The following is a 26,290-nucleotide window of genomic DNA, read 5'->3' on the forward strand; positions in this document are numbered from 1 at the left end:
GCTCGAACAAAAGGAGAACGAAGCCATGACATCCTTCACTACCAAGTACATCGAAATCCAGGGCGTCGAGCAAACCTTCAAGACCAAAAAGGGGCCGTTCTGCGCACTGCAGAACATCAACCTCACGGTAGCCAAGGGCGAGTTCGTCACACTGATCGGCCATTCCGGTTGCGGCAAATCCACGCTGCTCAACCTGATTGCCGGCCTGACCACGCCCACCGAAGGCAGCTTGCTGTGCGCCAACCGCGAAATCGCCGGTCCCGGCCCCGAACGCGCCGTCGTATTCCAGAACCATTCACTGCTGCCTTGGCTCACCTGCTTCGAGAACGTTTACCTTGCCGTCGAGCGGGTGTTTGCAGCCACTGAAAACAAGGCCCAGCTCAAGGCCCGCACCGACGCCGCACTGGCCATGGTCGGGTTGACGCCGGCAGCGCAAAAACGTCCCGGCGAAATTTCGGGCGGTATGAAGCAGCGCGTCGGCATTGCACGCGCACTGTCGATGGAACCCAAAGTATTGCTGCTGGACGAGCCTTTCGGCGCCCTTGATGCATTGACCCGCGCCAAGCTGCAGGACGAACTGCTGCAAATCGTCGCCACCACGCAAAGCACGGTGGTCATGGTGACCCACGACGTCGACGAAGCGGTCCTCCTGAGCGACCGCATTGTGATGATGACCAACGGTCCCGCTGCCACGATCGGCGAAGTGCTGCCGGTGGAGCTGCCCCGCCCGCGTTCCCGCGTGGCGCTGGCCGAAGACATCCGCTACCTGGGCTACCGCAAAGCCGTGATTGATTTCCTTTACACCCGCCAGGGCCACGTCGAAAAAGCGGCCTGAAAAGGCCAGACCGGAAAAGCGGCAAACAAGCCGCTCCGGGATTTTCAAAGGGAGGTTTTTAATGTCTGCAGTTTTGCCAATCCCCGGCGCCGACAGAATCGCCTATGGTGCACCGGCCAGCACGCGGCCTGTGCGCTCGAGCGGCCTCGCCTCGCTCGGGAAGTACCGTGAAATCATCATCGCGGTCGCGCTTTTCCTGCTGTTTGACCTGGGGGTGCTGGTCCTGAACTTCTACACCTCGTTCAAGATCGACCAGGACACCGTGGCCATCAACCTTTCCGGCCGCCAGCGCTATGTTTCGCAGCGTGTCGCGCGGACCCTGCTCGAACTCGACGCCATGCGGGTGGCGGGCACGCCTTACAAGCCCGAGACACTGGCCGAGCTGCGTTCAGGCGCAAAGATCTTCCAGGCCTCCCATGTCGCATTCCGCGAAGGCGGCACCATTCCCGGCGGCGACGGCAAACCGGTGTACCTGGAGCCCGTGGTGTCCAGCCGGGGCCGCGAGCTGGAGGATAAGGTGGACGCGCTGTGGAAGCCCTACTTCGAGCTGCTCCAGCCCCTGCTTGCCGGCGACGGCTTCACGCAGACGGAACTGGCTGCCGCGCTGGCCTATAGCCAGGCCAACAACATCAAACTGCTGGGCGTTGCCAACGACTTCGTCACGGAAACGCAGCAGATCGGCGCCTCGCGCGCCAGCGTGCTGCGCATGGTGCAAACCGTCGGCATCGTGCTGGCACTGCTGAATTTCGCCTTCATTCTGTTCAAGTTCCTGCGCCGCCTGAAAACTTCAGACGCCGCAATTGAAGCTGCCACCGAAGAAAACCGGGAAATTCTCGCCAGCGTGCGCGAAGGCCTGTTCCTGCTGACACCCCAGCACCAGCTCGGCTCCCAGTTGTCCCGTTCGACCCATGCACTGTTCGGCAAAACACTGGCACCGGGGCAAAACTTTTTCTACCAGCTGTCCACCCTGGTTTCCGACAAGGCATTGACCGATGCGCGGGACTATGTCGAGTTGCTGTTCTCTCCACACGTCAAGGAGCAGCTGATCCAGGGCATCAACCCGCTGTCGGAAGTGGAACTCACCGTCAGGAACCGGCTGGGCCAGGACACCAAGCGCTATCTTTCTTTCCATTTCAACCGGGTGCAGGACGGCGCCACGGTGCGGCACCTGCTGGTCACCGTACAGGACATCACGCAAAAGGTCGAGTTGCAGGCCCGGTTGACCGGCGAACGCCAGCGCTCGCAAAAAGAGCTGTCCATGATGCTCAAGGCTTTCGAGACGGAGCCGGCCATGATGCGCGCCTTTGTCGAGCGGGCTGAAGCGTCCCTGCTGGAAGTCAACGACCTGCTGCGAAGCACTTCATCGGCCGCCTCGGAAGTCCAGGTGCTCAAAGCTGTGGACGGCGCCTACCGCCGCATCCACGCCTTCAAGGGTGACGCAGCATCGCTCGGCCTGGAAATCCTGGCCACACTGGCCCATCAGTTCGAAAGCGAGTTGCAAAAGCTCAAGGACAACGGCGCCGCCACCGGCGACGCCCTGCTGGCCCTGCCTTTGCCGCTCGAGGACCTGCTTGCCAAGGTCGGCGCCTTCAAGGCGCTGGGCCAGAAGCGCTCAGGCGGTGACACGGCGCCCGCCCCGGACGGTTCCGCATCGCAAGGACTGAACGCCGTGCTGACCCAGCTGGCAAATGAAGTCGGCACCGACTGCGGCAAACGCGTGGATGCCGAGGTGCGTATGGGCAGTGCGCAGGACATGCCTGCCGACAAGATGAACCTGCTGCGCGAAATCGCCATCCAGCTGCTGCGTAACGCCGTGGTGCACGGCGTGGAAGCACCCTCCGTGCGGCGCGCTGCGGGCAAGGCAGAGGCCGGGCGGATCGCCGTCAACCTCACCCGGAACGAAGACGGCCAGTGGCAGCTCAGCGTTCGCGATGACGGCGCGGGCCTGAATGCGGCCGACGTTCGCCGCCGTCTGCTTGAATTGGGCTGGTACACGTCAGAGCAGCTGCAAAGCTTCAGCGAGCAGCAGATCGTTGCACATATTTTCAAGCCGGGCTTTTCCACGGCCGGCGCCACCTCCCGCCACGCAGGCCGCGGCGTGGGCCTGGACCTGGTGCAGACCAACGTGCAGCAGCTGGGGGCGCGCCTGCTGCTCTCCAGCACGCCCGGCCAGCACACCGAATTCAAGGTTTCTTTTTCCTGATTTTTTGAAGTAATCCCGCAATGGCCATCACATACCTCACACAGGAGCTTCTCCATGCGACTGCTGATTGTTGACGACTCCAACATGATCCGGACCCGGATTTCGAGAGTGGTGCAAAACGGCGGCATCAAGGGCGTGGTGCTCGCAGGCCTGGCCAAAAACGGCCTCGAAGCCGTGCGGCTGGCCCGGGCAACCCGACCTGAGGTCGTTACCATGGACCTGACCATGCCCGAGATGGACGGCATTGAATGCATCACCGCATTGCTGAAGTTCGACCCGTCCATCAAGATACTGGTGGTCAGCGCCCTCAGCGACAAATCAACCGCCATCCAGGCGCTCAAGCTGGGCGCCCGCGGATTCGTCGCCAAACCCTTTACCGACGAAGAGCTGCAGATTGCACTGCTCGACGTTGCAGACGTGCGCTAAGGACATTGTTATGGCCACACTGAACGAAAACGACCTCAAGCTCTTTGTCGATTCCATCCGGCATTACCTCAAGATCACAACCCGGCAGGAACCGCAGATCACCTCGGCCTATCTCGGAACGGGCGATATCGAAGCCTTCGAATTCAACGGCATCGTGACCTTTTCAGGAAGCCACAACGGACACGTGGTGGTGTCCATGCCGGGGAAACTGGTGCGCGAGATCTTGCTGCTCCAGCATGAAACCGACTTGAGCGACGGCAATCTGCTCGACGCCGTAGGTGAAATCGCCAACACACTGGCAGGCAATGCGCGCAAGGCTTTGGGTTCTGAGCTGCAGATTTCAGTGCCGATCAAGCTGCAGGGCGCGCAAGGCATGAAAGCCCGGGTACGCAAACGTCCCTATGTCATCACCCTGCGCTGGAACCACTATGCGGCAATGGTCTGCGTCGACATGGACCGCAAAAACTGAGGCTGCGTACCGGGCTACGTACTGAAGGGCTCAGAGCAATGCCCTGAGGCGGCATGCACGTTATTTGTGCGACGCACCAAAATAATCAGGCCAACGATCCTGAATTGCGCTGCAAGGGTGCGTTTTGCGCGCCCCAAGGTGGCACGCTTTTCGCACTGATTCTGTGAATCGACTATCTTCACAGAAAGAGCTTGCACCATGGCGGGGTTCCGTAATTTTCTCAAGGCTGGCCACGCACCCACACTGGGTGCGGCCTTTTTTTACTTCGCTTTTTCCTGTTGCATCTGGGTCATGAACGGCGCCATGGCGCCTTTTATCTCGGAAACCTATAACCTTTCGCCCACGCAAAAAGGCGTGATGCTGTCGGTTCCCATCTTCGCCGGCGCGCTGATGCGCTTCCCGCTGGGCGTGCTGGCCCAGTACATAGGCCGCAAAAATGCCACGCTGGTCGAGATGGGCCTGATCATGGTGGCCCTGCTGTTCGGCTATTTTGTGGTCGACTCCTACAGCAGCCTGCTGGCCATGGGCGTGCTGCTGGGCATTGCCGGCGCCAGTTTTGGCGTGGCGCTCAGCCTGGGCTCCGGCTCCTTCCCTCCCCGCTACAAAGGGCTGGCGATGGGCCTGGTCGGTGCGGGCAACGTGGGCACCGCCGTCTCCGTGCTCGTTGCACCCGCACTGGCGCAGCGCTTCGGCTGGCAGTCGGTCTACGGCATTGCCGCGGTGGCCATGTTGCTGCCGATGATCGCGATGATTCTTTTTGCCAAAGAACCTGATGATGTAGACAGCCATGCCACCCTGCGCGAGCACGTGGCCTGCCTGTTCGAGAAAGACGGCTGGGCTTTCAGCCTGATCTACGCCGTGAGTTTTGGCGGGTTCATCGGGCTGGCGACGTTTTTGCCTTCCTACTACTACGACCAGTTTGGTGTCAGCAAGGTGCAGGCGGGGCAACTGTCGATGCTGGCAGCTTTCATGGGCGCGGCGCTGCGCATCTTCGGCGGCTGGATCTCGGACCGCTGGGGCGGCGTGAATACCTTGAGCGTCGTGCTGCTCACCATCGCCGTCACACTCGTGGCATGCGGGCTGGCCAGCAAATCCCTGGTGGCCACCACCTTGCTGGTCATGCTGTGCTTTGCCGCACTGGGTGCTGGCAATGGCGCCCTTTTTCAGCTGGTACCGCTGCGCTGGCCCCTGGCCACCGCGGTGGCCGGCTCCATGATTGGGGAAATCGGCGCACTGGGCGGCGGCCTGGTGCCCAATGCCATGGGTATCTCCAAGCAGTATGCGGGCACTTACATGTGGGGTTTCTTCTTTTTTGCAGCCTTGTCGCTGGGCATGCTTGTGATGCTGAGGGTGATGCAGATTCGGTGGACGCGGACCTGGGCGGAGAAAGGTGGACGGGCGAGGACTGCTTGAGGATGCGCCTTTAGCTGAGGCCGCTGGCCGGGGGTTGCCCGGCCAGCAGGACTCAGCAAACAACACCTTCTCCAAATCAACAACAATCCCAAAAGAAACCGCTATCAATTCAATAGCTGCTGGCACCCGTCCCCATTGCCCCAGAAGTCAATTCAATACTCAACCACCCTACCGAGGCAAAAACAGCAGCCAGTAAATCAGCAACACATTGACCAGCACACTCACGCCCAGCAGCAGCTTCCACAACATCACAGGATCCCGCTGAATCAAAGGCGTGGCCTGCGGTGCCGTCAACGGCCGCGAGGCGCCCCGCTCCAGCGCCAGCAGCAGTTCTTCAGCGGTTTCAAAACGCCGGCGCTTGTCGCGCGCCACCGCCTTGAGCACGATGTGGTCCAGCCAGATCGGTACTTCGGGGTTGATGCGGCTGGGCGCCACCGGGTCACGGTAATACCGCCCGGCCTGGTAGGGCAGTACCTCGCCATACGGCAGGCGCGCGGTCAGCAACTGGTACAGCGTCACACCCAGCGCGAACAAATCGCTTTGAGCATCAGGCAACTCCTCGGGCCCATCTGTGCTGCTTGCGCTGAAGCCCCATTGTTCAGGGTTGATGAAGCTGGGCGTGCCGGCGTGCAGCTTGCGCATGGCTTCAGGCTCGCGCCCGCTCAGCGCCACCCCGAGGTCCAGCAAGCGCAGCACGCCATCTTCACCCTGGTGCAAATTGGCGGGCTTGATGTCGCGGTGGATCACGCACTGGCGGTGCAATCGGCCCAGCGCGCGCGCGGCCTGGGTAGCAACGCCCAGCACCTGCTCTACGCTGAATTTGTGGCGGCGGTCCAGTTGCTGCTGCAGTGTCTCGCCGCTGTGCCAGTCATAGAGCAGGTAAAACGCGCTGCGCTCCTGGCCGTTCGGCAGGCGGTCATGCAGGTTCACCAGATGCCCTGCCGCCCTGCCCGACTGCATGCGCAGGGCCAGCCAGGCCTCGTGGGCCAGCATGGCGCGTTCTTCTTCGTCGTGCGACCGGGCCGGGTTCAGCGTCTTGAGGGCATACAGCACCCGTGTAGCGGGATCGCGCACCTGATACAGCACATTGATGCCGTTGTCGGCCACCGGCGCCGTCACACTCAGGCCGTCCATCACATCGCCCACCTTCAGGCGGGGCGGGATGGGCAAGGTCTGCGCAATGCGATTGACGTCCTGCAGTGTTGCGTCGAGCAAGCCGCGCACCCGCACCACGACGGCCGTCACGTTGTCGTTGCTGCCAGCCGCCAGGGCTGCTTCGACCAGGTTCTGGCTTGCAAGCTGGGCGTCGGCAGACGCCTCAAGATCGGCTAAACCCTGCAGCCGCACATCACGCACCACGCCATGCACGCCATCCGTCAGCAGCACAAAAACGTCGCCGACCTGCAAGTCACCCTGCATGTAGTCCACCACCACATGGTCCTCTGCCCCGACCGAACGCAGCAACTGGTGCCGAAAGTCCGGGTGATTGACTGCATGGTCGTGCGTGAGCTGCTGGGTTTTGCCGCCGCGCAGCAAATAGGCCCGCGAATCGCCGACATGCGCCAGCGTGTATGACTGCCCGCGCAGCACCAGCGCCGTGAGGGTGGTCAGTCCCATGGCCGGACTGCGGCGCTGGTTGATACCCGCCAGCCAGGCGTTCTGCGCCCCAATGATGCGGTCCAGGGCCACGGTGGTGTCCCAGGTTTCGGGCGTGCCATAGTAGTCGCGGACCAGGCTCGTCACGGTGGTCTGCGCCGCCTCCCGGCCCATGCCGCCTGTGCTCACGCCATCGGCGATCGCCACGATGGAGCCCATGCCCTCCTGCCCCGCCTCGGGCAGCATCGCAGCGCAAAAGTCTTCGTTGGTGTTCTTGCGGCCCGCCAATGAAGCGAAGCCAATGTCCAGATCAAATGCCATGCACCAAGATAAGCAAGTTTGATGCCCGAATTTGGTGCATCGCAACAATGCACGGCCGGCGTGCAGGCCCTAGCCCACCAGCATTTGCATGCTGTGTTCGTACTGGGCCGACAGCTGCTCAAAGACGTCGAGGAGGTCTTCGCTGGCCGTCGCCAGACCCTCCAGGCGCCGGGGGTCTTTGTCCATGGCAAGCGCGCCCTCGCTCATGTGCTGCCAGCTGATGGCCGCCCGGTCCAGCGACTGGCGGATGTCCTTGCTGGTCAGCGGAATGTCGTTCAGGTATTGCAAGGCGTGCTCGAATGCCGCCTGGGACTCGGCCATGCCGGCCTCGCTGCGGGCCAGCGTTGCCTTGCCGCCCGTGGCCCTGAGCAGGGCATATTTGGCAAAACGCTGGCTCAGCATGCGCTGCCGGCCCGCGAGGTTCAGCATCTGCAAGGGAGGCATTGCGCCGGCGCTCTCCAGACTGCTGGTCATGCGCTCGGCATCCTGCAAAAGCAGGTCTGCCAGTTCATCCAGGTGAGCCATGCTGCCAGCGGCGGGCGTGTCCTGCAGGGCAATCTTGAGCCGCCCCCAGGTAATGGACACCTGCCCGAGCAGGTCTCCAAATGTGGGCTGCGAAAGGCTTTTCCCCAGTGAGACCAGGTTGGCGTCGATGCGCAGCACCGACTCCTTCAGCAGCTCTTTGGCCCGGGCGGCCTGCACCCCTGCCGATTGCAGCAAGGCAAGCTTGACCAGCCGCTGCGACAACATGCGCAGCTGGCCGGAACGGTTGACGTCCTCAGCGAAGCGCGCCGAATGGATGATGTGCTCCGACACCTGCCCCAGCCGCTGGTTGGTATGCATGGAGGCGGTCCGCAAAATATGGAAAGCGTCGTCGTCCGACATCTGCCGGGCCCGCATCAAAATACCTTTGGCCCGGTCCACCGCCTTGCGCTCTTCAAGCCGGCTGGCTGCCTCCTGCACCTGGGCACGCAGGGCCTGCTCGCGGGTAAAACGCGCCTTGGCGAGGTGAATGAGGGGCCGCAGGCGCTGCGCACCATAACCGTTGACCACATAGGCATGAACACCCACCTCGGTGGCCCGCGTGATCTTTCCCGCGTCTGCGTCGCTGGTGAAAACAATGACGGGACATGGCGCCGTGTCAGCCACCAGTTGCAAGGCCTTGAAAAGCTCATCACCCGGAAGCGGGTCATGGCAAATCACCACATCGGGTGCCTGCCGAAGCACTTCCTGCACCAGTTTGCTGCGCTCACCGACAGGCCCCAGCACCTGGATGCCAGCGGCCTCCAGGTCTGAAACCAGAGGATGTGCGCCACCGGGGCCGTTCAGATTTACCAATGCGGAGGTCATACAAATCAAGGGGTTAAGCGGGGAACAGCGACATGGTTCGCAAGTCGCAGGCCATGCCGCCGCCACGCCGGCGCCGGGAAAGCTGCGAATACCAATGATATGGCACAAGTCTTGCGTCATTTGCGGTGGGCGTAACGACGCGCCCAACCTTAGCGAATGCACTGCGGGTTCTGCGCACAACGACGTGCGTAATGGTGTGCCTCATACCGGGCTGACAGTCCGGATCCCTGTTTCCGGGAGAGAGCATCATGATTTCCACTCAATTTTTGACAAATCAGGCAGATCTGCTGGTGTTGGTGAACTACCGCTGCGTTGCTGCGTTTTATCCCGGCGCCGAGCCCATTGACCCCGCCCAGCCCGCCCGTTGCGCATCTGCTGCCGCGTTCGCCGTGGCATGACGCTTGCACATTGGACCTTGAACATGACATCGAATCAATCTGGAGTAGCCCCATGAAAAAATCAAAACTGGTGATGGTCGGCAATGGCATGGCCGGCGTTCGCACCCTTGAGGAGCTGCTCAAGGTCGCCCCCGACCTCTACGACATTACAGTCTTCGGCGCCGAACCCCATCCCAACTACAACCGCATCTTGCTCAGCCCCGTGCTGGCCGGCGAGCAGACGCTCGACGAAATCGTGCTGAACAGCTGGGACTGGTACAAGGACAACCACATTACGCTGCATGCCGGCAAAAAAGTGGTTGAAGTGGACCGCATCAAGCGCGTGGTCCGCGCCGAAGACGGCACCGAAGAGGAATACGACCGCCTGCTGATGTGCACCGGCTCCAATCCCTTCATCCTGCCGGTGCCCGGCAAAGACCTCAAGGGCGTGATTGCCTACCGCGACATCGCCGACACCAACGAGATGATCGCCACAGCCCAGAAGTACAAAAAAGCGGTGGTCATCGGCGGCGGCCTGCTGGGCCTGGAAGCGGCCAACGGCCTGATGCTGCGCGGCATGGAAGTCACCGTGGTGCACGTCATGCCCTGGCTGATGGAGCGCCAGCTTGACGACGTGGCGGGCAAGCTGCTGCAGAAATCTCTGGAAGACCGCGGCCTCAAGTTCATGATCGGTGCGCAGACACAAGAGCTGGTGGGCGGTGAAGACGGCCGCGTGACCGCGATCAAATTCAAGGATGGCACGGAAGTGGCCACTGACCTCGTGGTCATGGCGGTCGGCATCCGGCCGAACACACAGCTCGCGGAATCCATGCGCCTGCATTGCAACAAGGGTATCGTGGTCAATGACACCATGCAGACCGTCACCGATGCGCGCATCTATTCGGTCGGCGAATGTGCAGCCCACCGCGGCATCGCCTATGGCCTGGTGGCACCGCTGTTCGAGCAGGCCAAGGTAGCGGCCAACCACCTGGCGCAATTCGGCATAGGCCGTTATTCCGGCTCGCTCACGTCCACCAAACTGAAAGTCACCGGCATTGACCTGTTCAGCGCCGGCGAATTCATGGGCGGCAACGGCGCCGAAGAAATCGTGATGAGCGACCCCTTCGGCGGCGTCTACAAAAAACTCGTCATCAAGGACGACAAACTCATCGGCGCCTGCCTTTACGGCGACACCGTGGACGGCAGCTACTACTTCAAGCTGCTGCGTGACGGCCGCAATGTCAGCGACATCCGCGACAAGCTGATTTTCGGCGAGTCCAACCTCGGCGACGCCGGCCACGAAGGCCAGAACAAGGCGGCGTTGATGGCCGACGATGCGGAAGTCTGCGGCTGCAATGGTGTCAACAAGGGCACCATCTGCAAGGCCATCAAGGAAAAGGGCCTGTTCACGCTCGATGAAGTGCGCAAGCACACCAAGGCCAGCGCGTCCTGCGGGTCATGCACCGGGCTGGTCGAGCAGATCCTGATGTTCACCGCCGGTGGCGACTACTCGGCCACGCCCAAGCTCAAGGCCATGTGCGCCTGCACCGACCACGGTCACCAGGCGGTGCGCGACGCCATACGCGCCAACAAGCTGCTCAGCATTTCTGACACCTTCAAGTTCCTGGACTGGAAGACGCCCAACGGCTGCGCCACCTGCCGCCCGGCCGTCAACTACTACCTGATCAGCACCTGGCCCAAACAGGCCAAGGACGACCCGCAAAGCCGCTTCATCAACGAACGCAGCCACGCCAACATCCAGAAAGACGGCACCTACAGCGTCATCCCGCGCATGTGGGGCGGCGAAACCACGGCCAGCGAGTTGCGCCGCATTGCCGACGCGGTCGAAAAATACAAGATCCCGACCGTGAAGGTCACCGGCGGGCAGCGTATCGACTTGCTGGGCGTGAAAAAAGAAGACCTGCAGAACGTCTGGAAAGACATCGGCATGCCGTCCGGCCACGCCTACGCCAAGGCCCTGCGCACGGTGAAAACCTGCGTAGGCAGCGAATGGTGCCGCATGGGCACGCAGGACAGCACGCAGATGGGCAAAGACCTGGAGCGTGCCATGTGGCGCATGTATGCACCGCACAAGGTCAAGTTTGCCGTGAGCGGTTGCCCGCGCAACTGCGCCGAGTCCGGCATCAAGGACGTCGGCATCATCGGCGTTGACTCTGGCTGGGAGATGTACATCGCCGGCAACGGCGGCATCAAGACGGAAGTGGCGCACTTCTTCACCAAGCTCAAGACGGCGGCCGAGGTGCTCGAATACACCGGCGCCTTCTGCGAGCTCTACCGCCAGGAAGGCTGGTACCTCGAGCGCACAGTGCATTACGTCAACCGTGTCGGCCTGGACTACGTAAAGAAAAAAATCCTGGAAGACCACGAGGGCCGCAAGGCGCTGTGGGAGCAGCTGCAGTTTGCGCTGGACGGCGAGCCGGATCCCTGGTTCGACCTGAAGGAAGCGTCGGTGGACGCCCGCCAGTTCGAAAAACTCACGCCCGCCTGACCGGCTGCCCGTCTTAAGCCCGAATTGAGAGATCACTATGTCTGAATGGAAAAAAATCTGCCTGGTCACCGACATCCCGGTGCTCGGCTCGCGCCGTGTTTCACGCGCCAAAGGTATTGACGTGGCCGTGTTCCGCAATGACCAGGACCAGGTGTTTGCGCTGCTTGACCGCTGCCCGCACAAGGGCGGCCCGCTGTCGCAGGGCATCGTGTTTGGCACCAGCGTGGCCTGCCCCCTGCACAACTGGACCATAGGCCTGGCGGACGGCTGCGCCAAGCAGCCCGACGAAGGCTGCACGCCCAAGTTCAGCTGCAAGGTGGAAACGGGCCAAGTGTTTCTGGACGCCACCGAACTGGCTACGCTGGCGCTGGATTTGCAGCCCCCTCGCGCCGGTCCGGGTGCAACCAGTGGCGCATTGGGCGACGAAAGCTTCAGTGTGCAGGCGCCTCACACGGCATAAGAGCAAAGGCCTCCTGGATCTTCATGACTGATACCCGATCAACTTGCCCGTATTGCGGTGTCGGCTGCGATCTAACAGCTCACGCTGTTAATCGCTTTGCGATGCACGACAAAGGCCGCAGCCTTGGCTTCGTCCATCATGGCTGAGACCCGGTCAACCTGCCCCTATTGCGGTGTCGGCTGCGGCGTCATCATTGAATCGCAGGGCGACGAAATCACCGGGGTACGCGGTGACCCGGATCACCCGGCCAATTTCGGGCGGCTGTGCACCAAGGGCTCGACGCTGGCACTCACCGCAACAGCGTCGGTCACGCGGCAGACACGTCTCTTGCAGCCGATGCGGCGCGAGCACCGCCATGAGGTGCCCAAGCCGGTGTCCTGGGACAACGCGCTGGGTTTTGCCAGCGAAAGCTTTGCGCAGATCATTCGCGAGCATGGGCCCGATGCGGTCGGTTTTTACATTTCAGGGCAGTTGCTGACCGAAGACTATTACGTCTTCAACAAGCTGGCCAAGGGCCTGATCGGCACCAACAACGTCGACACCAACTCGCGCCTGTGCATGAGCAGCGCGGTGGCGGGCTACAAGCAGACGCTGGGCGCCGACGCGCCGCCTGCCTGCTACGACGACGTGAACCACGCACAGTGCATTTTCATTGTCGGCAGCAACACGGCCTACGCGCACCCGATTTTGTTTCGCCGCATTGAAGACGCCAAGGCGGCCAACCCGGCGATGAAGATCATTTTTTGCGACCCGCGCCGCACCGACACGGCCGAGATCGCCGACCTCTACCTGGGCATACAGCCGGGCACCGATGTGTCGCTCTTTAACGGCATGCTGCACATCATGCTGTGGGAAGGCTGGGTTGACGCGGCCTACATTGCGGCGCACACCACGGGCTTTGACGCGCTCAAGGCCACGGTGCGCGACTACACGCCCGACCTGGTGGCCGAGACCTGCGGCATCAAAAAAGAAGACCTGCTGGTCGCGGCCAAACTCTTTGCCACCTCGGCCACCACGCTGAGCCTGTACTGCCAGGGCCTGAACCAGTCCAGCAGCGGCACCGCCAAGAACGCCGCACTCATCAACCTGCACCTGGCCACAGGCCAGATCGGCAAGGCGGGCGCCGGCCCTTTTTCATTGACAGGCCAACCCAATGCGATGGGCGGGCGCGAAGTGGGCGGCCTGGCCAACCTGCTGAGCGCGCACCGCGACCTGGCCAACCCTGAGCATCGTGCCGAAGTCGCCGCGCTGTGGGGCGTGTCATCGGTGCCAGAGACACCGGGCAAGACAGCTGTTGAAATGTTCCAGGCCGCGGCCGATGGCGAAATCAAGGCGCTGTGGATTGCCTGTACCAACCCGGCCCAGTCGATGCCCGACCAGGCCACGGTGCGCCGCGCGATGGAGCGCGCCGAACTGGTGATCGTGCAGGAGGCCTTTTCCACCACGTCGAGCTGCGACTACGCCGACCTGCTGCTGCCGGCCACGACCTGGGGCGAAAAAATCGGCACGGTGACCAACAGCGAACGCCGCATCAGCCGCGTGCGGCCGGCCGTGGCTGCGCCGGGGCAAACGCGGCATGACTGGTCCATCGCGGTGGACTTTGCACAGCGGCTTGAAAAGCTGCTGCCCAGCCGCGCGGCAGCCGGCGCCACCCTCTTTCCCTATTCGCTGGCCGACGAAACATCGGGCGCGGAAACCATCTGGAACGAACACCGCGAATCCACCCGCGGTCGCGACCTCGACATCACCGGCTTGAGTTACGCACTGCTCGACGCCGCACCGCAGCAATGGCCCTTCAAGACGGGCGACACGGCGGGCAAAGTGCGGCTGTATGAAGACGGCGTGTTCCCCACCGCCGACGGCAAGGCCCGCTTTGTCAACACGGTCTACAAGCCGGTGGCCGAGCCGCGCGAATCGCGCTACCCGTTTTCGCTCACCACCGGCCGGCTGCGGGACCAATGGCACGGCATGAGCCGCACCGGCACGCTGGGACGCTTGTTCGGCCACGTGGCCGAGCCCTCGATTCAAATGAACGGGCAGGACATGGCGCGGCGCCTGCTGAAAGACGGCGATCTGGTGCATGTGACATCCAAGCGCGGCTCCATCGTGGTGCCGCTGCAGGCCTCGCCCGAGGTGGCGGTGAGCCAGGCCTTTATCGCCATGCATTGGGGCGAAGAGTATTTGAGCGGTCAGTCGACCGGCGGCACGCCGCTGGCAGGTGTCAATGCGCTCACCACCTCGGCTTATTGCCCCAGCTCAAAGCAGCCTGAGCTCAAGCATGCCGCGGTCAAAATTCTCAGGGCCGAAATGCCGTGGACGCTGCTGGCCATGGCCTGGTTGCCGGAAGGCGATGCACTGAAAGCACGCGAGCAGCTCAAGCCTTTGATGGCGCAATTTCCTTTCACCAGTTGTGTGCCGTTTTCCAACAACACACCGCTGGCTGACCGCAGCCGTGAACGCACCGGCGTGCTGTTTCGCGCGGCCAGCCATGAGGCGCCGCCTGACGAAACACTGGCCGCGCTGGAACGCTTCCTCGGGTTGGATGCGGCCGATGTGCTGCGCTACGCCGACCGCAAAAAAGGCCAGCGCCGCACTATCCGACTGGTGCGCAGCGAAGGCGACGCCCACCTCGCCGGCTTTGTACTGGCGGGCGACACCAGCGCCCAGGCCTGGATCAAAACCCTGCTGCAGGACGAGCTGGCCGCGCAGTCCTATGGCCGTCTGTTGTTGCTGCCCGGCGCCAAGCCGCCGGTGGCGGTGCAATCGCGCGGAAAGCCGGTGTGTACCTGCTTTAACGTCAGCGACATGGCCATTGACGAACACCTGTCGCTACTGGCAACCGGCGGCGGCGGGGCCGGCCACCTGGGCACCGACGAAGAGCGGCTGGCGTCCCTGCAGTCCACGCTCAAGTGCGGCACCAACTGCGGCTCGTGCGTGCCGGAACTCAAGCGCCGGGTGCGGTCATCGCGCAACGACGCTCCACCTTCAGCACCCCGTACCGTGATCCCCATCCGGCAAGTGGCTTAAGCTCATAACAAGAAGTTATCTGCGTTGGCGGACAATCACGCTTATGGGCATTAGCCAATACATCAAGGAAATCGGTCGCGGCAAGGACGGCGCTCGTGCCTTGTCGCGCGAGCAAGCCACCGACCTGATGGGCCAGGTGCTGGACGGCACGGTGACCGATCTCGAAATTGGCGGCTTTTGCCTGGCCATGCGTATCAAGGGTGAAACGCCCGAAGAGATGGCAGGTTTCCTCGATGCGCTGCACCAGCGCCTCAATCACCTGCCCGCCGGCGACAGCCCCACGGTGGTGCTGCCCAGCTACAACGGCGCCCGCAAGCTGCCGGTGCTCACACCGCTGCTGGCGCTGCTGCTGGCACGTGAAGGCGTTCCGGTGCTGATACACGGCACACCCACCGAATCGAGCCGGGTTTTTGCATCAGAAGTGCTCCTGGCCCTTGACATACGAGCGCAAGGCGCTATTAATAAGATAGCAGATGGTGAAGTGGCATTTGCCCCGACCGAGCTGCTGCTGCCGGCGCTGAAGCGCCTGCTGGACGTGCGCCGCTTCGTCGGCCTGCGCAATCCGGCACACAGCCTGGTCAAAATCATGAGCCCCTGCCTGGGCAAGAGCCTGGTCGTGAGCAGCTATACCCACCCCGAATACGCTGTGTCGATGGCACAGACTTTTGAGCTGACGGGCGCCAATGCGCTGCTGCTGCGCGGCACCGAAGGCGAAGTGGTGGCCGACGCGCGCCGCATGCCGCAGATGGAAGCCTTTATCGGCGGGCAGCGCTCACTTCTGCAAGAGACCCAGGCCGGCACGCTGGCCTCCATCCCCGACTTCCCCAAAACAGTGGACGCAGCCGCCACGGCGGACTACATTCGCGCCGTGCTCGCAGGCGACGTACCTGTGCCGCCTTCGATTGCGCAGCAGGTGGAACATATCTTGCGTTTGCTTCCTCAAATCACCTCACGACCATGAACAACGGAAAAGTCACATTGGTAGGTGCAGGCCCCGGCGACCCGGAACTGCTGACCCTCAAGGCCCTGAAAGCCATCCAGCGCGCCACGGTGCTGCTGGTGGACGACCTGGTCAGCGACGAGATCGTGGCGTTTGCACGACCCGAAGCCCGCGTTGTGTATGTCGGCAAGCGGGGCGGCTGCAAGTCCACGCCCCAGGCCTTTATTGAAAAGCTCATGCTCATGGCCGCGCGCGAAGGCGAAGACGTCGTGCGGCTCAAGGGCGGCGACCCTTTTATCTTCGGCCGCGGCGGCGAAGAAGTTGAACACCTGCGCGCCGCGGGCATCACGGTGAACGTCATCAACGGCATCACGTCAGGCCTGGCCGCCGTCACCTCGCTGGGCGTGCCGCTCACGCACCGCGAGCATGCGCACGGCGTGGTGTTCGTCACCGGCCACGCCAAGCCGGGCGATACCGGCACCGACTGGAAAGCACTGGCCGCCACTGCGCACAGCGCCCGTCTCACCCTGGTGATCTACATGGGCGTCAGCGGCTCCGAACGCATTCAGGACGAGCTACTGTCGGGCCTGCCCGCCGCCACGCCGGTGGCCGTGATCCAGAGCGCCTCGCTGTCCACACAGCGCCACATCACCACCACACTGGGCACACTGGCCGGCGCCATCCGCGAAGCCGGCATGGCCAGCCCCTCCGTCATCGTGGTGGGTGACGTGATCAGCGGTGTGGCGCTGGCAGCCGCGCACCCCGACTCAGTTCGCGTGGCCTGAAGAAAACACGCGTCACACCGCTGTCACGCGCGGTACCTAAGCTCCCGGTCTTTCGACTGGAGCTTTCATGTTTCACCGTTTTCTGGCATGCGCGCTGCTGGCGCTCAGCGTGGTTTCTGCGCAAGCGCAAAGTTTTTCATTCGGCCTGTGGGGCGACATGCCCTATCAAAAGGCCAACGACGACCCAAAAATTCCAGCGCTGCTCAAAAGCATCAACCAGTCGGACATCGCCTTCTCGATTTACGACGGCGACATCAAGGACGGCAGTTCCAAATGCACCGACGACATCTATGCGGCAGCGCTCACCATGTTCGGCGAGTTGAAAAAACCCGTGGTTTACGTGCCCGGCGACAACGAATGGACGGACTGCCACCGCCTGAACAACGGCGGTTACGACGGCCTGGAGCGCCTGGCCTACCTGCGCAAAACCATGTTCCCCACCGCGCGCAGCCTGGGTAAAAGCACCCTGCCGCTGGTTCATCAAGCCCCGCTGGGCGAGAAGTTCATCGAGAACACGCGCTTTGAGCACCGCGGCATCGTGTTCGCGACACTGAACGTGCCGGGGAGCAACAACAACAAAATCCTGGACGAAAAAGACTGCACCCAGAAAAGCGCACGCACCACCGCCCAGTGCGAAGCTTCCAATGCCGAATACCTGGAACGCGACGCGGCCAATGTGCGCTGGATGCAGCAGGCTTTCGCCCAAGCCAAGGCCGGCAAGGCGCGCGGCCTGGTGCTGGTGATTCAGGCCGACCCCGGCTTTGACCTGCCCGAAACCGAAGACAAGGACGAGAGCCAGGCACCGGGCGTCAGCGGCTACCGCACTTTCATCAGCAGCGTCATCGCCGAAACAGAGCAGTTCTCCGGCCAGGTGTTGCTGGTGCACGGCGACACGCACTTCTTCAAGGTCGACAAGCCGCTCTACAGCCCTACCAGGCTGCTGGCCAACCTCACGCGCCTGCAGACTTTCGGCAGCCCGCTGATCCACTGGGTGCGCGTCACCGTGGAGCCGAAGAACCCCAACGTGTTCACGATTCAACCGGTCATCGTGAAACAGTGAAGAAACCGCGACCGGGCCCGCGCGGGCCGGCCCGGCATCCGGCATGCACGGCTACACTCCCGAAGTCAAAACAACAGCAGGGGGAACGGCGCGATGCTTGAAAAACTCAATGAATTGACGGAAAGCCACGGCGAGTTGCGCCGCGGCAAGGGCCTCATGAGCGGGGTGATCGCCCTCAGCCTGGGTGTGCTGTGTTTCCTGGGCGTGTTGGCCTTTCACTTTCCCGAATACCTGACCACGCCGGAACTGCGCAAAAGCTACAACGTCGACGTGATCCGCATCGTGATGTTCGTATCGCTGGTCATTGCCGGCGGCATCTCGCTGGTCAACATCATCTTCAACCGCTCGCGCTGGCTGGCCGGTGCCGCCTTTTTGCTGGTGGTGGCTACCGCGCTGCTGGGTGGGCACAAGGTGCCGGTGAACGACTTCGCCGACAACACGCCTTACATCGGCCTGGACTGGTTCATCCTCGACCTGCTGGGCTCCTCGCTGATCTTCATCTTCATTGAAAAGCTGTTTGCGCTGCGCAAGGAGCAGCCGGTGTTTCGCGCCGAATGGCAAACCGACTTTCACCACTTCATCGTCAACCACATGATCGTGGGCTTTGTGCTGCTGGCGACCAACTTGCTGGTGCACAAGTTCTTCGGCTGGGCCGCCAACGACGGCTTACGAGGCTGGGTGCAGGGCCTGCCCTTCTGGGGTGGCGTGTTGCTGATCGTGCTGGTGGCCGACCTGGTGCAGTACTGGACGCACCGGGCCTACCACGAGGTGCCGGTGCTGTGGCGCCTGCACGCGGTGCACCACAGCGCCAAAAGCATGGACTGGCTGGCCGGTTCGCGCCAGCACATCCTGGAGCTCTTGATCACCCGCACACTCATCCTCGCGCCCATTTACGTGCTGGGTTTTTCCAAGGAAGTGATCGACGCCTACATCGTCATCGTCGGTTTCCAGGCGGTCTTCAACCATGCCAACGTGAGCGTGCGCCTCGGCCCGCTGCGTTACGTCATCGTCACGCCCAACTTCCACCACTGGCACCACAGTCAGGACCAGGAAGCACTGGACCGCAACTACTCGGCACACTACGCCTTTATCGACTACCTGTTCGGCACGGCCGTGAAAAGCACAAAACTCTGGCCGGAGCGCTATGGGGTGCTGGGCGACTACGTGCCCAATGGCTTTTTGAAGCAGCTGAAGTTTCCTTTCACCTGGAAGGGCTGAAGTTTCTCATCATGATTTGCTATGGTTTTTATAGCTGCTCGCGCTCGTCCACATTGGCCCAGAGGCTGATTTGACACATCAATTCGATGTGGTCGTGATCGGCGCGGGAGCCGCCGGCCTGTTCTGCGCTGCCCAGGCCGGCCAGCGCGGCCTGAAAGTGCTGCTGGTCGACCACAGCGAAAAGGTCGCCGAGAAGATCCGCATCTCAGGCGGTGGCCGCTGCAATTTCACCAACCGTGACGCCACGCCGGCCAACTTCCTGAGCGAGAACCCGCACTTCTTCCGCTCGGCCCTGTCGCGCTACACCCCGCAGGACTTCATCGAGTTGCTGCAGCGCCACAACATCCCCTTTCACGAAAAGCACAAGGGCCAGCTGTTTTGCAACCGTTCGGCCGAAGACATCATCAACATGCTGCTCGCCGAGTGCGACGCCGGGCATGTGACGCGCTGGCAACCCTGCACCATAAAAAGCATCAAATACGGCTCCAGCCCAGACAAAACAGGCGCGAGCAGCTATCAAATTGAGAGCGATCGCGGGCTGGTCGAAGCGCCGCAAGTAGTCATCGCCACCGGCGGCCTTTCGATCCCGAAGATTGGTGCCACCGATTTCGGCTACCGCATCGCCAAACAATTCGACTTGCGGCTGGTGGAGCCGCGCGCCGCGCTGGTACCACTGACCTTCGACGGCGAAGGCTGGGCGCCCTATGCCCAGCTGGCAGGCTTGGCGCTGCCGGTGCTCATCGAGACCAGCCCCGCCGACGCGACGCCCAAGCAACGCAAAAAGGCCGCGGTTTTCTCGGAAGACCTGCTGTTCACCCACCGCGGCCTGAGCGGCCCAGCAGTTCTGCAAATCTCCAGCTTCTGGCGCGAAGGCCAGCCGATACGCATCAACCTGGCGCCCGGCTTGGATTTGCCGGCCCTGCTGCTGCGCGCCAAGGCCACCTCCAAAAAACTCATCGCCAACGAACTCGCCACCCTGGTGCCCAGCCGCCTGGCCGACGCCTGGGTCAGCCAGGACCCCGCCCTGCAGCGCCCCATCAGCGAAGCCACCGACAAGGCCCTGTTGGCCCTTGCGCAACGCCTGGCCGACTGGGAACTCACCCCCAACGGCTCCGAAGGCTACAAAAAGGCCGAAGTCACCGTTGGCGGCGTAGACACCCGCGATTTGTCCTCCCAGACCCTGGAATCGAAGCAGCCAGGCCTCTATTTCATCGGAGAAGTCGTCGACGTCACCGGCTGGCTGGGCGGTTACAACTTCCAGTGGGCATGGGCCAGCGCCCACGCCTGCGCGGAGGCGCTGGCCGCCCGCGCGGTAGCCGAATAGGACCAAAAAGGCCACAAAACACAGCCCGGCCCCGGGGTTTTCAGGCAAGCCGGGGCCGCGGAACCGGCTTCGCCGGGCCGCAGGCGCAGCGCCCCCTCGGGGGGCAGCGCATTACACGGAGCCGAAGGCGAAGTGAAAAGCGTGGGGGTGCTATAATCTCAGGCTTTGCTAGCAAACCCGCGCCTGGCCTGATCCTGATCAGATCAATTAAGGCGCACCTTTTGGATCAACTGAACAATGACCACCATCCGTGTAAAAGACAATGAGCCCTTCGACGTGGCTCTGCGCCGTTTCAAGCGCACCATTGAAAAACTCGGCCTGCTGACCGACCTGCGCGCCCGCGAGTTTTACGAAAAGCCAACGGCAGAGCGCAAGCGCAAGAAGGCAGCCGCCGTCAAGCGTAACTACAAGCGTATCCGCTCGATGCAATTGCCGAAAAAGCTGTACTAATCTTTAGTACCGCCTCACGGCAACAAAAAGCCCGCACGAGGACGCTCTGCGGGCTTTTGTGTTTTTGGCGCTACGCCACCCTTCATCCTATTTTGCCTTCCAGGAGCCTCCGAATGTCAGCACTCAAAGACCAGATCACCGAAGACATGAAGACCGCCATGCGCGCCAAGGACAGCGAGCGCCTGGGCACCATCCGCCTGCTGCTGGCCGCCCTCAAGCAAAAAGAGGTGGATGAGCGCGTGGTGCTGGACGACGCGGCGGTGGTCGCCATCGTCGACAAGCTGATCAAGCAGCGCAAGGACTCGCTCGAAGCTTTCACAAAAGCCGAGCGCAAGGACCTGGCCGACAAGGAAGCGGCCGAACTGGTCGTGCTGCAGGCCTACCTGCCAGCGCGCCTGAGCGCCGACGAAGTCGCCGCTGCGGTCAAAGCCATCGTGGCCGAACTGGGCGCCAGCGGCCCCGGCGACATGGGCAAGGTCATGGGCGCAGTGAAAGCCAAACTGGCCGGCAAGGCCGACATGGGCCAGGTTTCGGCAGCGGTGAAGGCGGCGCTGGCTGGCTAAACGCAACGGCCAGCGGTTATACCCCTCTTAAGCCAGTCCGAGCCGCGGAACCGGCTTCGCCGGGCCGCAGGCGGGGCGCCCCCAAGGGGCTGGAGCCCGCGGCTCCGAGCCTGCCTGCGCAGGCTTGGACGGGCGACAGAGGCGAAGCGTCTCGCAAGCCGCGGCCTGCAAGGCCTCGCGCATTACACGAAGTGAAAAGCGTGGGGGCTCTAACTACCGGCGACCTTCATCCGGTTGACGAGAATCGAGCCCACTGTTTTGGCACCGTAGTTGTAGGCATCCGCGCCCACGGCGTCGATGCCCATCAGCATGTCGCGCAGATTGCCGGCGATGGTGATTTCCTCGACCGGAAAGGCGATGCGGCCGTTTTCCACCCAGAAGCCCGAAGCCCCGCGCGAGTAGTCGCCCGTCACATAGTTCACGCCCTGCCCCATCAGCTCGGTCACAAAAAGGCCGCGGCCCAGCTTGCGCAGCATGGCGTCCAGGTCGTCGCCCTTGCGGGTGTGGCGGCTGGTCATGATCAGGTTGTGTGAGCCGCCGGCGTTGCCGGTGGTGCGCATGCCCAGCTTGCGGGCTGAGTAGGTGCTCAGAAAATAACCTTCGACACGGCCAGCCTCCACCACCTGGCGCGCCCTGGTCTTGACGCCCTCTTCATCAAAAGGTGCGCTGCCCTTGCCTTTGCGCAGGTGCGGATCTTCGGCGATGTCGATGTATTTTGGGAAAGCTGCTTTGCCCAGACTGTCGGCCAGGAAGGTGCTTTTGCGGTAGAGCGCACCGCCGCTCACGGCCTGCACAAAGCCGCCCAGCAGGCCTGCAGCCAGCGGCGACTCGAACAGCACCGGGCATTGCGTCGTTGGGATTTTGCGGCTCTTGAGCCGTGCCAGTGCACGCTCGGCGGCATAGCGGCCTACCGCTTCGGGAGCCGCCAATTCACCGGCGTCGCGCATGGAGCTGTACCAGGCATCGCGCTGCATCTGGTCACCCTTGCCGGCAATCGGCGCCACCGAAATGCTGTGGCGCGAACTGGCGTAACCGCCACGAAAGCCCTTGGTGTGCGCACTGAAAAAATGGCTTTGCTGCGCCGACACACCGGCGCCTTCGCTGTTGGTGATCAGGCGGCTGGTACTCAGGGCGGCGGCTTCGCACTGCAGGGCGAGCTGGGCGGCTTCTTCCGAATTGATGGACCAGGGGTGAAAAAGGTCGAGCGCCGGATGCACGCGCGCGATGTCGCGGTCATCGGGCAGGCCGGAGGTTTCATCTTCCGCCGTGAAGCGCGCGATGTCGTATGCCGCTTTCACGGTCTGCTCGATCGCCGCTTTGGAGAAGTCGCTGGTGGCGGCATTGCCGCGCTTTTTGCCGATGTAGACGGTGATGCCCAAAGACTTGTCGCGGTTGCGCTCGACGTTTTCAAGCTCGCCCTTGCGCACGCTGACTGAGAGCCCGCAGCCTTCGGAGGCTTCCGCGGCGGCATCGGTGGCCCCCAGTTTTTTGGCATGGCCAAGGGCGCTGTCGACGAGTTCCTCGAAAAAATCTCGGTGGTAGCTGAAACCGGATTCGGGCTGGCCTGACTGGCCCTTGGGGCCCTGGACGGGGCGGGAAGCACTGCGTGTTGCGCCGCTGGCGCGAGAAGAAGCTTTTTGGGTCATATGGGTAGCTATGATACTGACTGCTATGAACAACAAGACTCCCAAGGCCATCAAGGGCTACTGGTCCAACGGCCGCTTCGTCAAACCCGAGGAAATCGCGCTTGAAGAAGTCGGCCCGCCCAGCAAAACCCAGCTCAAGGCCGAGGCCGATGAAAAACAGGCGCTCGGTGAAGCGCTGCTGACGCTGCGCGCCGATTTGATGGCGCGCCTTGACCTGCCCGACAAGCTGCGCGACGCCATTGCCGACGCCAAAAAGATCACCAATTTTGAAGGCAGGCGCCGCCAGATGCAGTTCATCGGCAAGCTGATGCGCCCGCTGGACCCTGAGCCGATCCGCGAAGCGATCAACGAGCAGCTCAACGGCTCGGCCGACCTGACGCTGGCCCTGCACCTGGCCGAGCAGTGGCGCGACAAGCTGATCGCCGACGACGCCGCGCTGAGCGCCTGGCTCGAAGAACACCCCGGCACCGACTCCCAGCAACTGCGCGCGCTGATTCGCCAGGCCCGCAAAGACGCGAAGCCCGAAAAACCCGGCGAAGCGCCGCGGCACGGCAAGTCATACCGCGAGATTTTCCAGCTGGTCAGGCAGACCCCGGCGAGAGGACCTGAGAACGGCGAGGAGCCAGAAGCGTGAGCAGCGCCTTTGATGCGGTGAAGATCGGCATTGTCTCGGTCAGCGACCGTGCTTCTGCCGGCGTCTATGTCGACAAAGGTTTGCCGGCGCTCAAGGAATGGTTGGGGCGTGCACTACGCAACCCGGTTACCTTCGAAGAGCGGCTGATCCCCGATGAGCAGCCGCACATCAGCGCCGCACTGATTGAGCTGGTCGACGCCGGCTGTTCCCTCGTGCTCACCACCGGCGGCACCGGCCCCGCGCTGCGTGACGTGACGCCTGAAGCCACTCTGGCTGTTGCCCACAAGGAAATGCCGGGTTTTGGCGAGCAGATGCGGCAGATCAGCCTGAAATTTGTGCCCACAGCCATCTTGTCGCGCCAGTGCGCAGTCATACGCGACAAATGCCTGATCATGAACCTGCCGGGCCAGCCCAAATCGATTGCGGAGACCCTGGAAGGGCTGAAAAACGCCGACGGCTCCCAGGCGGTGGCAGGCATCTTCGCCGCCGTGCCTTATTGCATCGACCTGATCGGCGGCCCTTACCTGGAAACCGATGAAGCGGTGTGCCAGGCGTTCAGGCCCAAAAGCGCCATACGTCCGCCGCGCTGAGCCTTGCCACTCGCCGGTTTGGGCATGGCCTCTTTCTCACGTAGTATTCGGGCTTTACAACACGAGGAGCTGAGATGGACGACCTGATTGAAACGCCGAGCAAGGAATCGAAAAACACCGCCGTGCTGATCTGGATCGGAACCCTGTTTCTGGGTTTCATTCCGGGGCTGATTGTCTACTTGGTGAAAAAGGACGACGCCTATATCCTGGACCAGTCCAAGGAAGCGCTCAACTGGTCGATCACCGCGACCATCGGCTATGTGGCGGCAATGATCCTGACCTTTGTGCTGATCGGCTTTCTGGTGTTCGCGGCGCTGGGCATCTGCCACCTGGTGTTCTGTGTCATGGGCGCACTGGGCGCGTCCAATGGCAAGGCCTTCCGCGTGCCGTTCGCGCTTCGCCTGATCAACTGAAGCCCAACGGCGAAAACAAAAAAGGAAGGGCTCGCCCTTCCTTTTTTTTCCCGTCTTATTCGCCCGCCCGTCTCACCGCCTTATTTGCCGACCAGCTGATTGAGCTTGTCGGCCTCGAAGGTTTCCGTAAGCGCGGCGTCCTGCGGCACGCAATCCTTGCTCATGGCCGTCTGCGGTCCGGAGAGTTTCTCAATCGCTTGCCACAGCAGGGCGATCTGGTGCTCCTGGCCGGCGGCGCTATCGATCAGCCCGCGCATGGCTTGCGACAGCGGGTCATCCTCTTGCGTGATGCCATAAGCCGAAAACTGGGTAATGGTGACGTCGGCGCTTTCCCCGGTCTTGGAGGGAATGATGCGCGCCGGGATGCCCACCGCCGTGGCGCCTGCCGGAACCGGCTTGATTACCACTGCGTTGCTGCCAATCTTGGCGCCGTCACCCACCAGGAAACCGCCAAGCACCTTGGCCCCCGCACTCACCACCACATCGCGGCCCAGGGTCGGGTGGCGTTTGGTGCCTTTGTACAACGAGGTGCCGCCCAAGGTCACGCCCTGGTAGATCGTGCAGCCGTCGCCGATTTCAGCGGTTTCGCCGATGACGACACCCATGGCATGGTCGAAAAACACGCGTTCACCGATTTTGGCGCCAGGGTGTATTTCAATGCCTGTTACCCAGCGCGAAAAATGCGAAATGAAACGGCCCAGCCACTTGAAACCGTGGTTCCAGCACCAGTGCGCCCGGCGGTGCAGCACCTGCGCATGCACGCCGGGGTAGCAGGTCAGTGCTTCCCAGGCCGTACGGGCGGCAGGATCGCGGTCGAGAATGCACTGGATGTCGGAGCGAATTCGGGAAAACATAGGCGAAGTCTACTGAGGCTGTGAGCTGCTTGCTGGGACGGCGCTTTTGCCCCTGGCTTCGGAGGCCTTCTGCAGCATGGCTTTGGCGACCCCGCGCAGGATATGGATTTCCTCGGGGCTGAGCTGCGCGCGGTTGAACAGCTGGTTCAGGCGCGGCATCAGTTTTTTGGGCGAAGCCGGATCGAGGAAGCCGATGCCGGCCAAGGCCTCTTCCCAGTGCCTGAGCATGCCCGCCACCGCGGCCGCGTCGGCCAGCGAGGGTTCGGCTGTGGCAGGTTGTACGCTGAAGCCGCCCAAGGCCTGGCGCCAGTCGTAGGCGATCAGCTGTACGGCCGCGCCCAGGTTGAGCGAGCCAAACTTCGGGTCGGTCGGAATGCTCAGCGCCACATGGCAGCGGTAGACGTCTTCGTTCTGCATGCCAAAACGCTCGGAACCAAACAAAAAAGCAACGGAATCCGGCTTCTGCCCAATAGGGGCAAGCGCAAGCAGCTCCTCTTTTGATAGCAGACCTGCCTGGCCCAGCAGCTGCGCAAAGTGCTGGCGCGGTGCCCGCGTGGGCGGGCCGAAGTCGCGCGGCGTCATGGCGGTGGCGCACAGGTGCGCCATGCCGTCCACGGCTTCGTCCAGGGTGGCCACAATGCGGGCGTTTTTGAGAACGTCGAGCGCCCCGCTGGCCCGCTGAATGGTTTCTTCACGGTTGAGCACATTGGCCCAGCGCGGCGCCACCAGCACCAGGTCGTCAAAACCCATGGTTTTCATGGCACGGGCCGTAGCCCCCACATTGCCGGCGTGGCTGGTATTGATCAGGATGAATCGCGTGTGCATGG

Annotated in this window: 25 protein-coding genes; 20 read left to right on the forward strand and 5 right to left on the reverse strand. The window is 62.5% G+C overall.

What is annotated here, in order from left to right:
* Positions 1-25: 25 nt before the first annotated feature.
* The 5 genes from AC1DYR_RS06720 (at position 26) to AC1DYR_RS06740 (ending at position 5,346) form a co-directional block, all read left to right on the forward strand.
* A complete protein-coding gene (locus tag AC1DYR_RS06720; protein ID WP_477648110.1) occupies positions 26-835 on the forward strand; it encodes an ABC transporter ATP-binding protein in 810 nt (269 codons plus the stop codon).
* 61 nt (positions 836-896) lie between these two features.
* Entirely contained in the window at positions 897-3,038 is a 2,142-nt protein-coding gene (locus AC1DYR_RS06725; RefSeq protein ID WP_477704404.1) for an ATP-binding protein, read from the forward strand.
* Positions 3,039-3,092: 54 nt separating this feature from the next.
* On the forward strand, positions 3,093-3,464 hold the full coding sequence (locus tag AC1DYR_RS06730) for a response regulator transcription factor (protein ID WP_457279080.1): 372 nt from the start codon (positions 3,093-3,095) through the stop codon (positions 3,462-3,464).
* Between the two features lie 10 nt (positions 3,465-3,474).
* The gene (locus tag AC1DYR_RS06735; protein ID WP_431097274.1) at positions 3,475-3,933 is read left to right on the forward strand and encodes a chemotaxis protein CheX; all 459 of its coding nucleotides are present in this window, start codon (positions 3,475-3,477) and stop codon (positions 3,931-3,933) included.
* A 198-nt stretch (positions 3,934-4,131) separates the two neighbouring features.
* The gene (locus AC1DYR_RS06740; protein ID WP_477704405.1) at positions 4,132-5,346 is read left to right on the forward strand and encodes an MFS transporter; all 1,215 of its coding nucleotides are present in this window, start codon (positions 4,132-4,134) and stop codon (positions 5,344-5,346) included.
* Between the two features lie 168 nt (positions 5,347-5,514).
* On the opposite strand, the gene AC1DYR_RS06745 is transcribed toward AC1DYR_RS06740, so the two are convergent.
* A complete protein-coding gene (locus tag AC1DYR_RS06745; protein WP_477704406.1) occupies positions 5,515-7,263 on the reverse strand; it encodes a bifunctional protein-serine/threonine kinase/phosphatase in 1,749 nt (582 codons plus the stop codon).
* 69 nt (positions 7,264-7,332) lie between these two features.
* Positions 7,333-8,613, reverse strand: a complete 1,281-nt coding sequence (locus AC1DYR_RS06750) for a type IV pili methyl-accepting chemotaxis transducer N-terminal domain-containing protein (RefSeq protein WP_477704407.1) — start codon at positions 8,611-8,613, stop codon at positions 7,333-7,335.
* 248 nt (positions 8,614-8,861) lie between these two features.
* Between AC1DYR_RS06750 and AC1DYR_RS06755 the strand changes: the two genes are divergently transcribed.
* From AC1DYR_RS06755 to AC1DYR_RS06810, 12 genes are all read left to right on the forward strand, one after another.
* Entirely contained in the window at positions 8,862-9,011 is a 150-nt protein-coding gene (locus tag AC1DYR_RS06755; protein WP_477704408.1) for a hypothetical protein, read from the forward strand.
* Between the two features lie 52 nt (positions 9,012-9,063).
* Positions 9,064-11,499, forward strand: a complete 2,436-nt coding sequence (nirB, locus tag AC1DYR_RS06760) for a nitrite reductase large subunit NirB (protein ID WP_477704409.1) — start codon at positions 9,064-9,066, stop codon at positions 11,497-11,499.
* Positions 11,500-11,536: 37 nt separating this feature from the next.
* Positions 11,537-11,959, forward strand: coding sequence for a nitrite reductase small subunit NirD (gene nirD, locus AC1DYR_RS06765; RefSeq protein WP_477704410.1), 423 nt, complete (start codon positions 11,537-11,539; stop codon positions 11,957-11,959).
* 23 nt (positions 11,960-11,982) lie between these two features.
* Positions 11,983-12,105, forward strand: a complete 123-nt coding sequence (locus tag AC1DYR_RS06770) for a hypothetical protein (protein ID WP_477704411.1) — start codon at positions 11,983-11,985, stop codon at positions 12,103-12,105.
* A complete protein-coding gene (locus AC1DYR_RS06775) occupies positions 12,098-14,986 on the forward strand; it encodes a nitrate reductase (RefSeq protein ID WP_477704412.1) in 2,889 nt (962 codons plus the stop codon). Before AC1DYR_RS06770 ends, AC1DYR_RS06775 begins: the two co-directional genes overlap by 8 nt.
* 43 nt (positions 14,987-15,029) lie before the next feature.
* Complete coding sequence (ybiB, locus tag AC1DYR_RS06780; protein ID WP_477704413.1) at positions 15,030-15,947, forward strand: DNA-binding protein YbiB; 918 nt, start codon at positions 15,030-15,032, stop codon at positions 15,945-15,947.
* A complete protein-coding gene (cobA, locus tag AC1DYR_RS06785; protein ID WP_477704414.1) occupies positions 15,944-16,711 on the forward strand; it encodes a uroporphyrinogen-III C-methyltransferase in 768 nt (255 codons plus the stop codon). Before ybiB ends, cobA begins: the two co-directional genes overlap by 4 nt.
* Positions 16,712-16,778: 67 nt before the next feature.
* On the forward strand, positions 16,779-17,771 hold the full coding sequence (locus AC1DYR_RS06790; RefSeq protein WP_477704415.1) for a hypothetical protein: 993 nt from the start codon (positions 16,779-16,781) through the stop codon (positions 17,769-17,771).
* Positions 17,772-17,864: 93 nt separating this feature from the next.
* Positions 17,865-18,989 (forward strand): sterol desaturase family protein, encoded by a 1,125-nt coding sequence (locus tag AC1DYR_RS06795; RefSeq protein ID WP_477704416.1) that lies wholly within the window; start codon positions 17,865-17,867, stop codon positions 18,987-18,989.
* 70 nt (positions 18,990-19,059) lie between these two features.
* Positions 19,060-20,313, forward strand: a complete 1,254-nt coding sequence (locus tag AC1DYR_RS06800; RefSeq protein ID WP_477704417.1) for a BaiN/RdsA family NAD(P)/FAD-dependent oxidoreductase — start codon at positions 19,060-19,062, stop codon at positions 20,311-20,313.
* 237 nt (positions 20,314-20,550) lie between these two features.
* On the forward strand, positions 20,551-20,763 hold the full coding sequence (gene rpsU / locus AC1DYR_RS06805) for a 30S ribosomal protein S21 (RefSeq protein ID WP_007872347.1): 213 nt from the start codon (positions 20,551-20,553) through the stop codon (positions 20,761-20,763).
* 113 nt (positions 20,764-20,876) lie between these two features.
* Positions 20,877-21,326 carry a GatB/YqeY domain-containing protein gene (locus AC1DYR_RS06810; RefSeq protein ID WP_477704418.1) on the forward strand — a complete coding sequence of 150 codons (450 nt, stop codon included), beginning with the start codon at positions 20,877-20,879 and terminating at the stop codon, positions 21,324-21,326.
* A gap of 209 nt (positions 21,327-21,535) precedes the next feature.
* On the opposite strand, the gene pmbA is transcribed toward AC1DYR_RS06810, so the two are convergent.
* Positions 21,536-22,972: a metalloprotease PmbA gene (gene pmbA, locus AC1DYR_RS06815; protein ID WP_477704419.1), complete on the reverse strand. Its 1,437-nt coding sequence runs from the start codon at positions 22,970-22,972 to the stop codon at positions 21,536-21,538.
* Positions 22,973-22,997: 25 nt separating this feature from the next.
* On the opposite strand from pmbA, the gene yjgA reads away from it, so the two are divergent.
* From yjgA to AC1DYR_RS06830, 3 genes are all read left to right on the forward strand, one after another.
* On the forward strand, positions 22,998-23,606 hold the full coding sequence (yjgA, locus tag AC1DYR_RS06820; protein WP_477704420.1) for a ribosome biogenesis factor YjgA: 609 nt from the start codon (positions 22,998-23,000) through the stop codon (positions 23,604-23,606).
* The gene (gene mog / locus AC1DYR_RS06825; RefSeq protein ID WP_477704421.1) at positions 23,603-24,196 is read left to right on the forward strand and encodes a molybdopterin adenylyltransferase; all 594 of its coding nucleotides are present in this window, start codon (positions 23,603-23,605) and stop codon (positions 24,194-24,196) included. Before yjgA ends, mog begins: the two co-directional genes overlap by 4 nt.
* 74 nt (positions 24,197-24,270) lie before the next feature.
* Positions 24,271-24,609, forward strand: a complete 339-nt coding sequence (locus AC1DYR_RS06830; protein WP_477648091.1) for a DUF4870 domain-containing protein — start codon at positions 24,271-24,273, stop codon at positions 24,607-24,609.
* An 80-nt stretch (positions 24,610-24,689) separates the two neighbouring features.
* On the opposite strand, the gene cysE is transcribed toward AC1DYR_RS06830, so the two are convergent.
* The gene (gene cysE, locus AC1DYR_RS06835) at positions 24,690-25,463 is read right to left on the reverse strand and encodes a serine O-acetyltransferase (RefSeq protein WP_477704422.1); all 774 of its coding nucleotides are present in this window, start codon (positions 25,461-25,463) and stop codon (positions 24,690-24,692) included.
* A gap of 9 nt (positions 25,464-25,472) precedes the next feature.
* The gene (locus AC1DYR_RS06840; RefSeq protein ID WP_477704423.1) at positions 25,473-26,288 is read right to left on the reverse strand and encodes an RNA methyltransferase; all 816 of its coding nucleotides are present in this window, start codon (positions 26,286-26,288) and stop codon (positions 25,473-25,475) included.
* Between the last annotated feature and the right edge of the window lie 2 nt (positions 26,289-26,290).

The sequence above is a fragment of the Polaromonas sp. P1_F9 genome (assembly GCF_056405615.1).

Coding starts and splice junctions, on each gene's coding strand:
- AC1DYR_RS06720 (WP_477648110.1), top strand. CDS start 26: ATGACATCCTTCACTACCAAGTACATCGAAATCCAGGGCGTCGAGCAA.
- AC1DYR_RS06725 (WP_477704404.1), top strand. CDS start 897: ATGTCTGCAGTTTTGCCAATCCCCGGCGCCGACAGAATCGCCTATGGT.
- AC1DYR_RS06730 (WP_457279080.1), top strand. CDS start 3,093: ATGCGACTGCTGATTGTTGACGACTCCAACATGATCCGGACCCGGATT.
- AC1DYR_RS06735 (WP_431097274.1), top strand. CDS start 3,475: ATGGCCACACTGAACGAAAACGACCTCAAGCTCTTTGTCGATTCCATC.
- AC1DYR_RS06740 (WP_477704405.1), top strand. CDS start 4,132: ATGGCGGGGTTCCGTAATTTTCTCAAGGCTGGCCACGCACCCACACTG.
- AC1DYR_RS06745 (WP_477704406.1), bottom strand. CDS start 7,263: ATGGCATTTGATCTGGACATTGGCTTCGCTTCATTGGCGGGCCGCAAG.
- AC1DYR_RS06750 (WP_477704407.1), bottom strand. CDS start 8,613: ATGACCTCCGCATTGGTAAATCTGAACGGCCCCGGTGGCGCACATCCT.
- AC1DYR_RS06755 (WP_477704408.1), top strand. CDS start 8,862: ATGATTTCCACTCAATTTTTGACAAATCAGGCAGATCTGCTGGTGTTG.
- nirB (WP_477704409.1), top strand. CDS start 9,064: ATGAAAAAATCAAAACTGGTGATGGTCGGCAATGGCATGGCCGGCGTT.
- nirD (WP_477704410.1), top strand. CDS start 11,537: ATGTCTGAATGGAAAAAAATCTGCCTGGTCACCGACATCCCGGTGCTC.
- AC1DYR_RS06770 (WP_477704411.1), top strand. CDS start 11,983: ATGACTGATACCCGATCAACTTGCCCGTATTGCGGTGTCGGCTGCGAT.
- AC1DYR_RS06775 (WP_477704412.1), top strand. CDS start 12,098: ATGGCTGAGACCCGGTCAACCTGCCCCTATTGCGGTGTCGGCTGCGGC.
- ybiB (WP_477704413.1), top strand. CDS start 15,030: ATGGGCATTAGCCAATACATCAAGGAAATCGGTCGCGGCAAGGACGGC.
- cobA (WP_477704414.1), top strand. CDS start 15,944: ATGAACAACGGAAAAGTCACATTGGTAGGTGCAGGCCCCGGCGACCCG.
- AC1DYR_RS06790 (WP_477704415.1), top strand. CDS start 16,779: ATGTTTCACCGTTTTCTGGCATGCGCGCTGCTGGCGCTCAGCGTGGTT.
- AC1DYR_RS06795 (WP_477704416.1), top strand. CDS start 17,865: ATGCTTGAAAAACTCAATGAATTGACGGAAAGCCACGGCGAGTTGCGC.
- rpsU (WP_007872347.1), top strand. CDS start 20,551: ATGACCACCATCCGTGTAAAAGACAATGAGCCCTTCGACGTGGCTCTG.
- AC1DYR_RS06810 (WP_477704418.1), top strand. CDS start 20,877: ATGTCAGCACTCAAAGACCAGATCACCGAAGACATGAAGACCGCCATG.
- pmbA (WP_477704419.1), bottom strand. CDS start 22,972: ATGACCCAAAAAGCTTCTTCTCGCGCCAGCGGCGCAACACGCAGTGCT.
- yjgA (WP_477704420.1), top strand. CDS start 22,998: ATGAACAACAAGACTCCCAAGGCCATCAAGGGCTACTGGTCCAACGGC.
- AC1DYR_RS06830 (WP_477648091.1), top strand. CDS start 24,271: ATGGACGACCTGATTGAAACGCCGAGCAAGGAATCGAAAAACACCGCC.
- cysE (WP_477704422.1), bottom strand. CDS start 25,463: ATGTTTTCCCGAATTCGCTCCGACATCCAGTGCATTCTCGACCGCGAT.
- AC1DYR_RS06840 (WP_477704423.1), bottom strand. CDS start 26,288: ATGCACACGCGATTCATCCTGATCAATACCAGCCACGCCGGCAATGTG.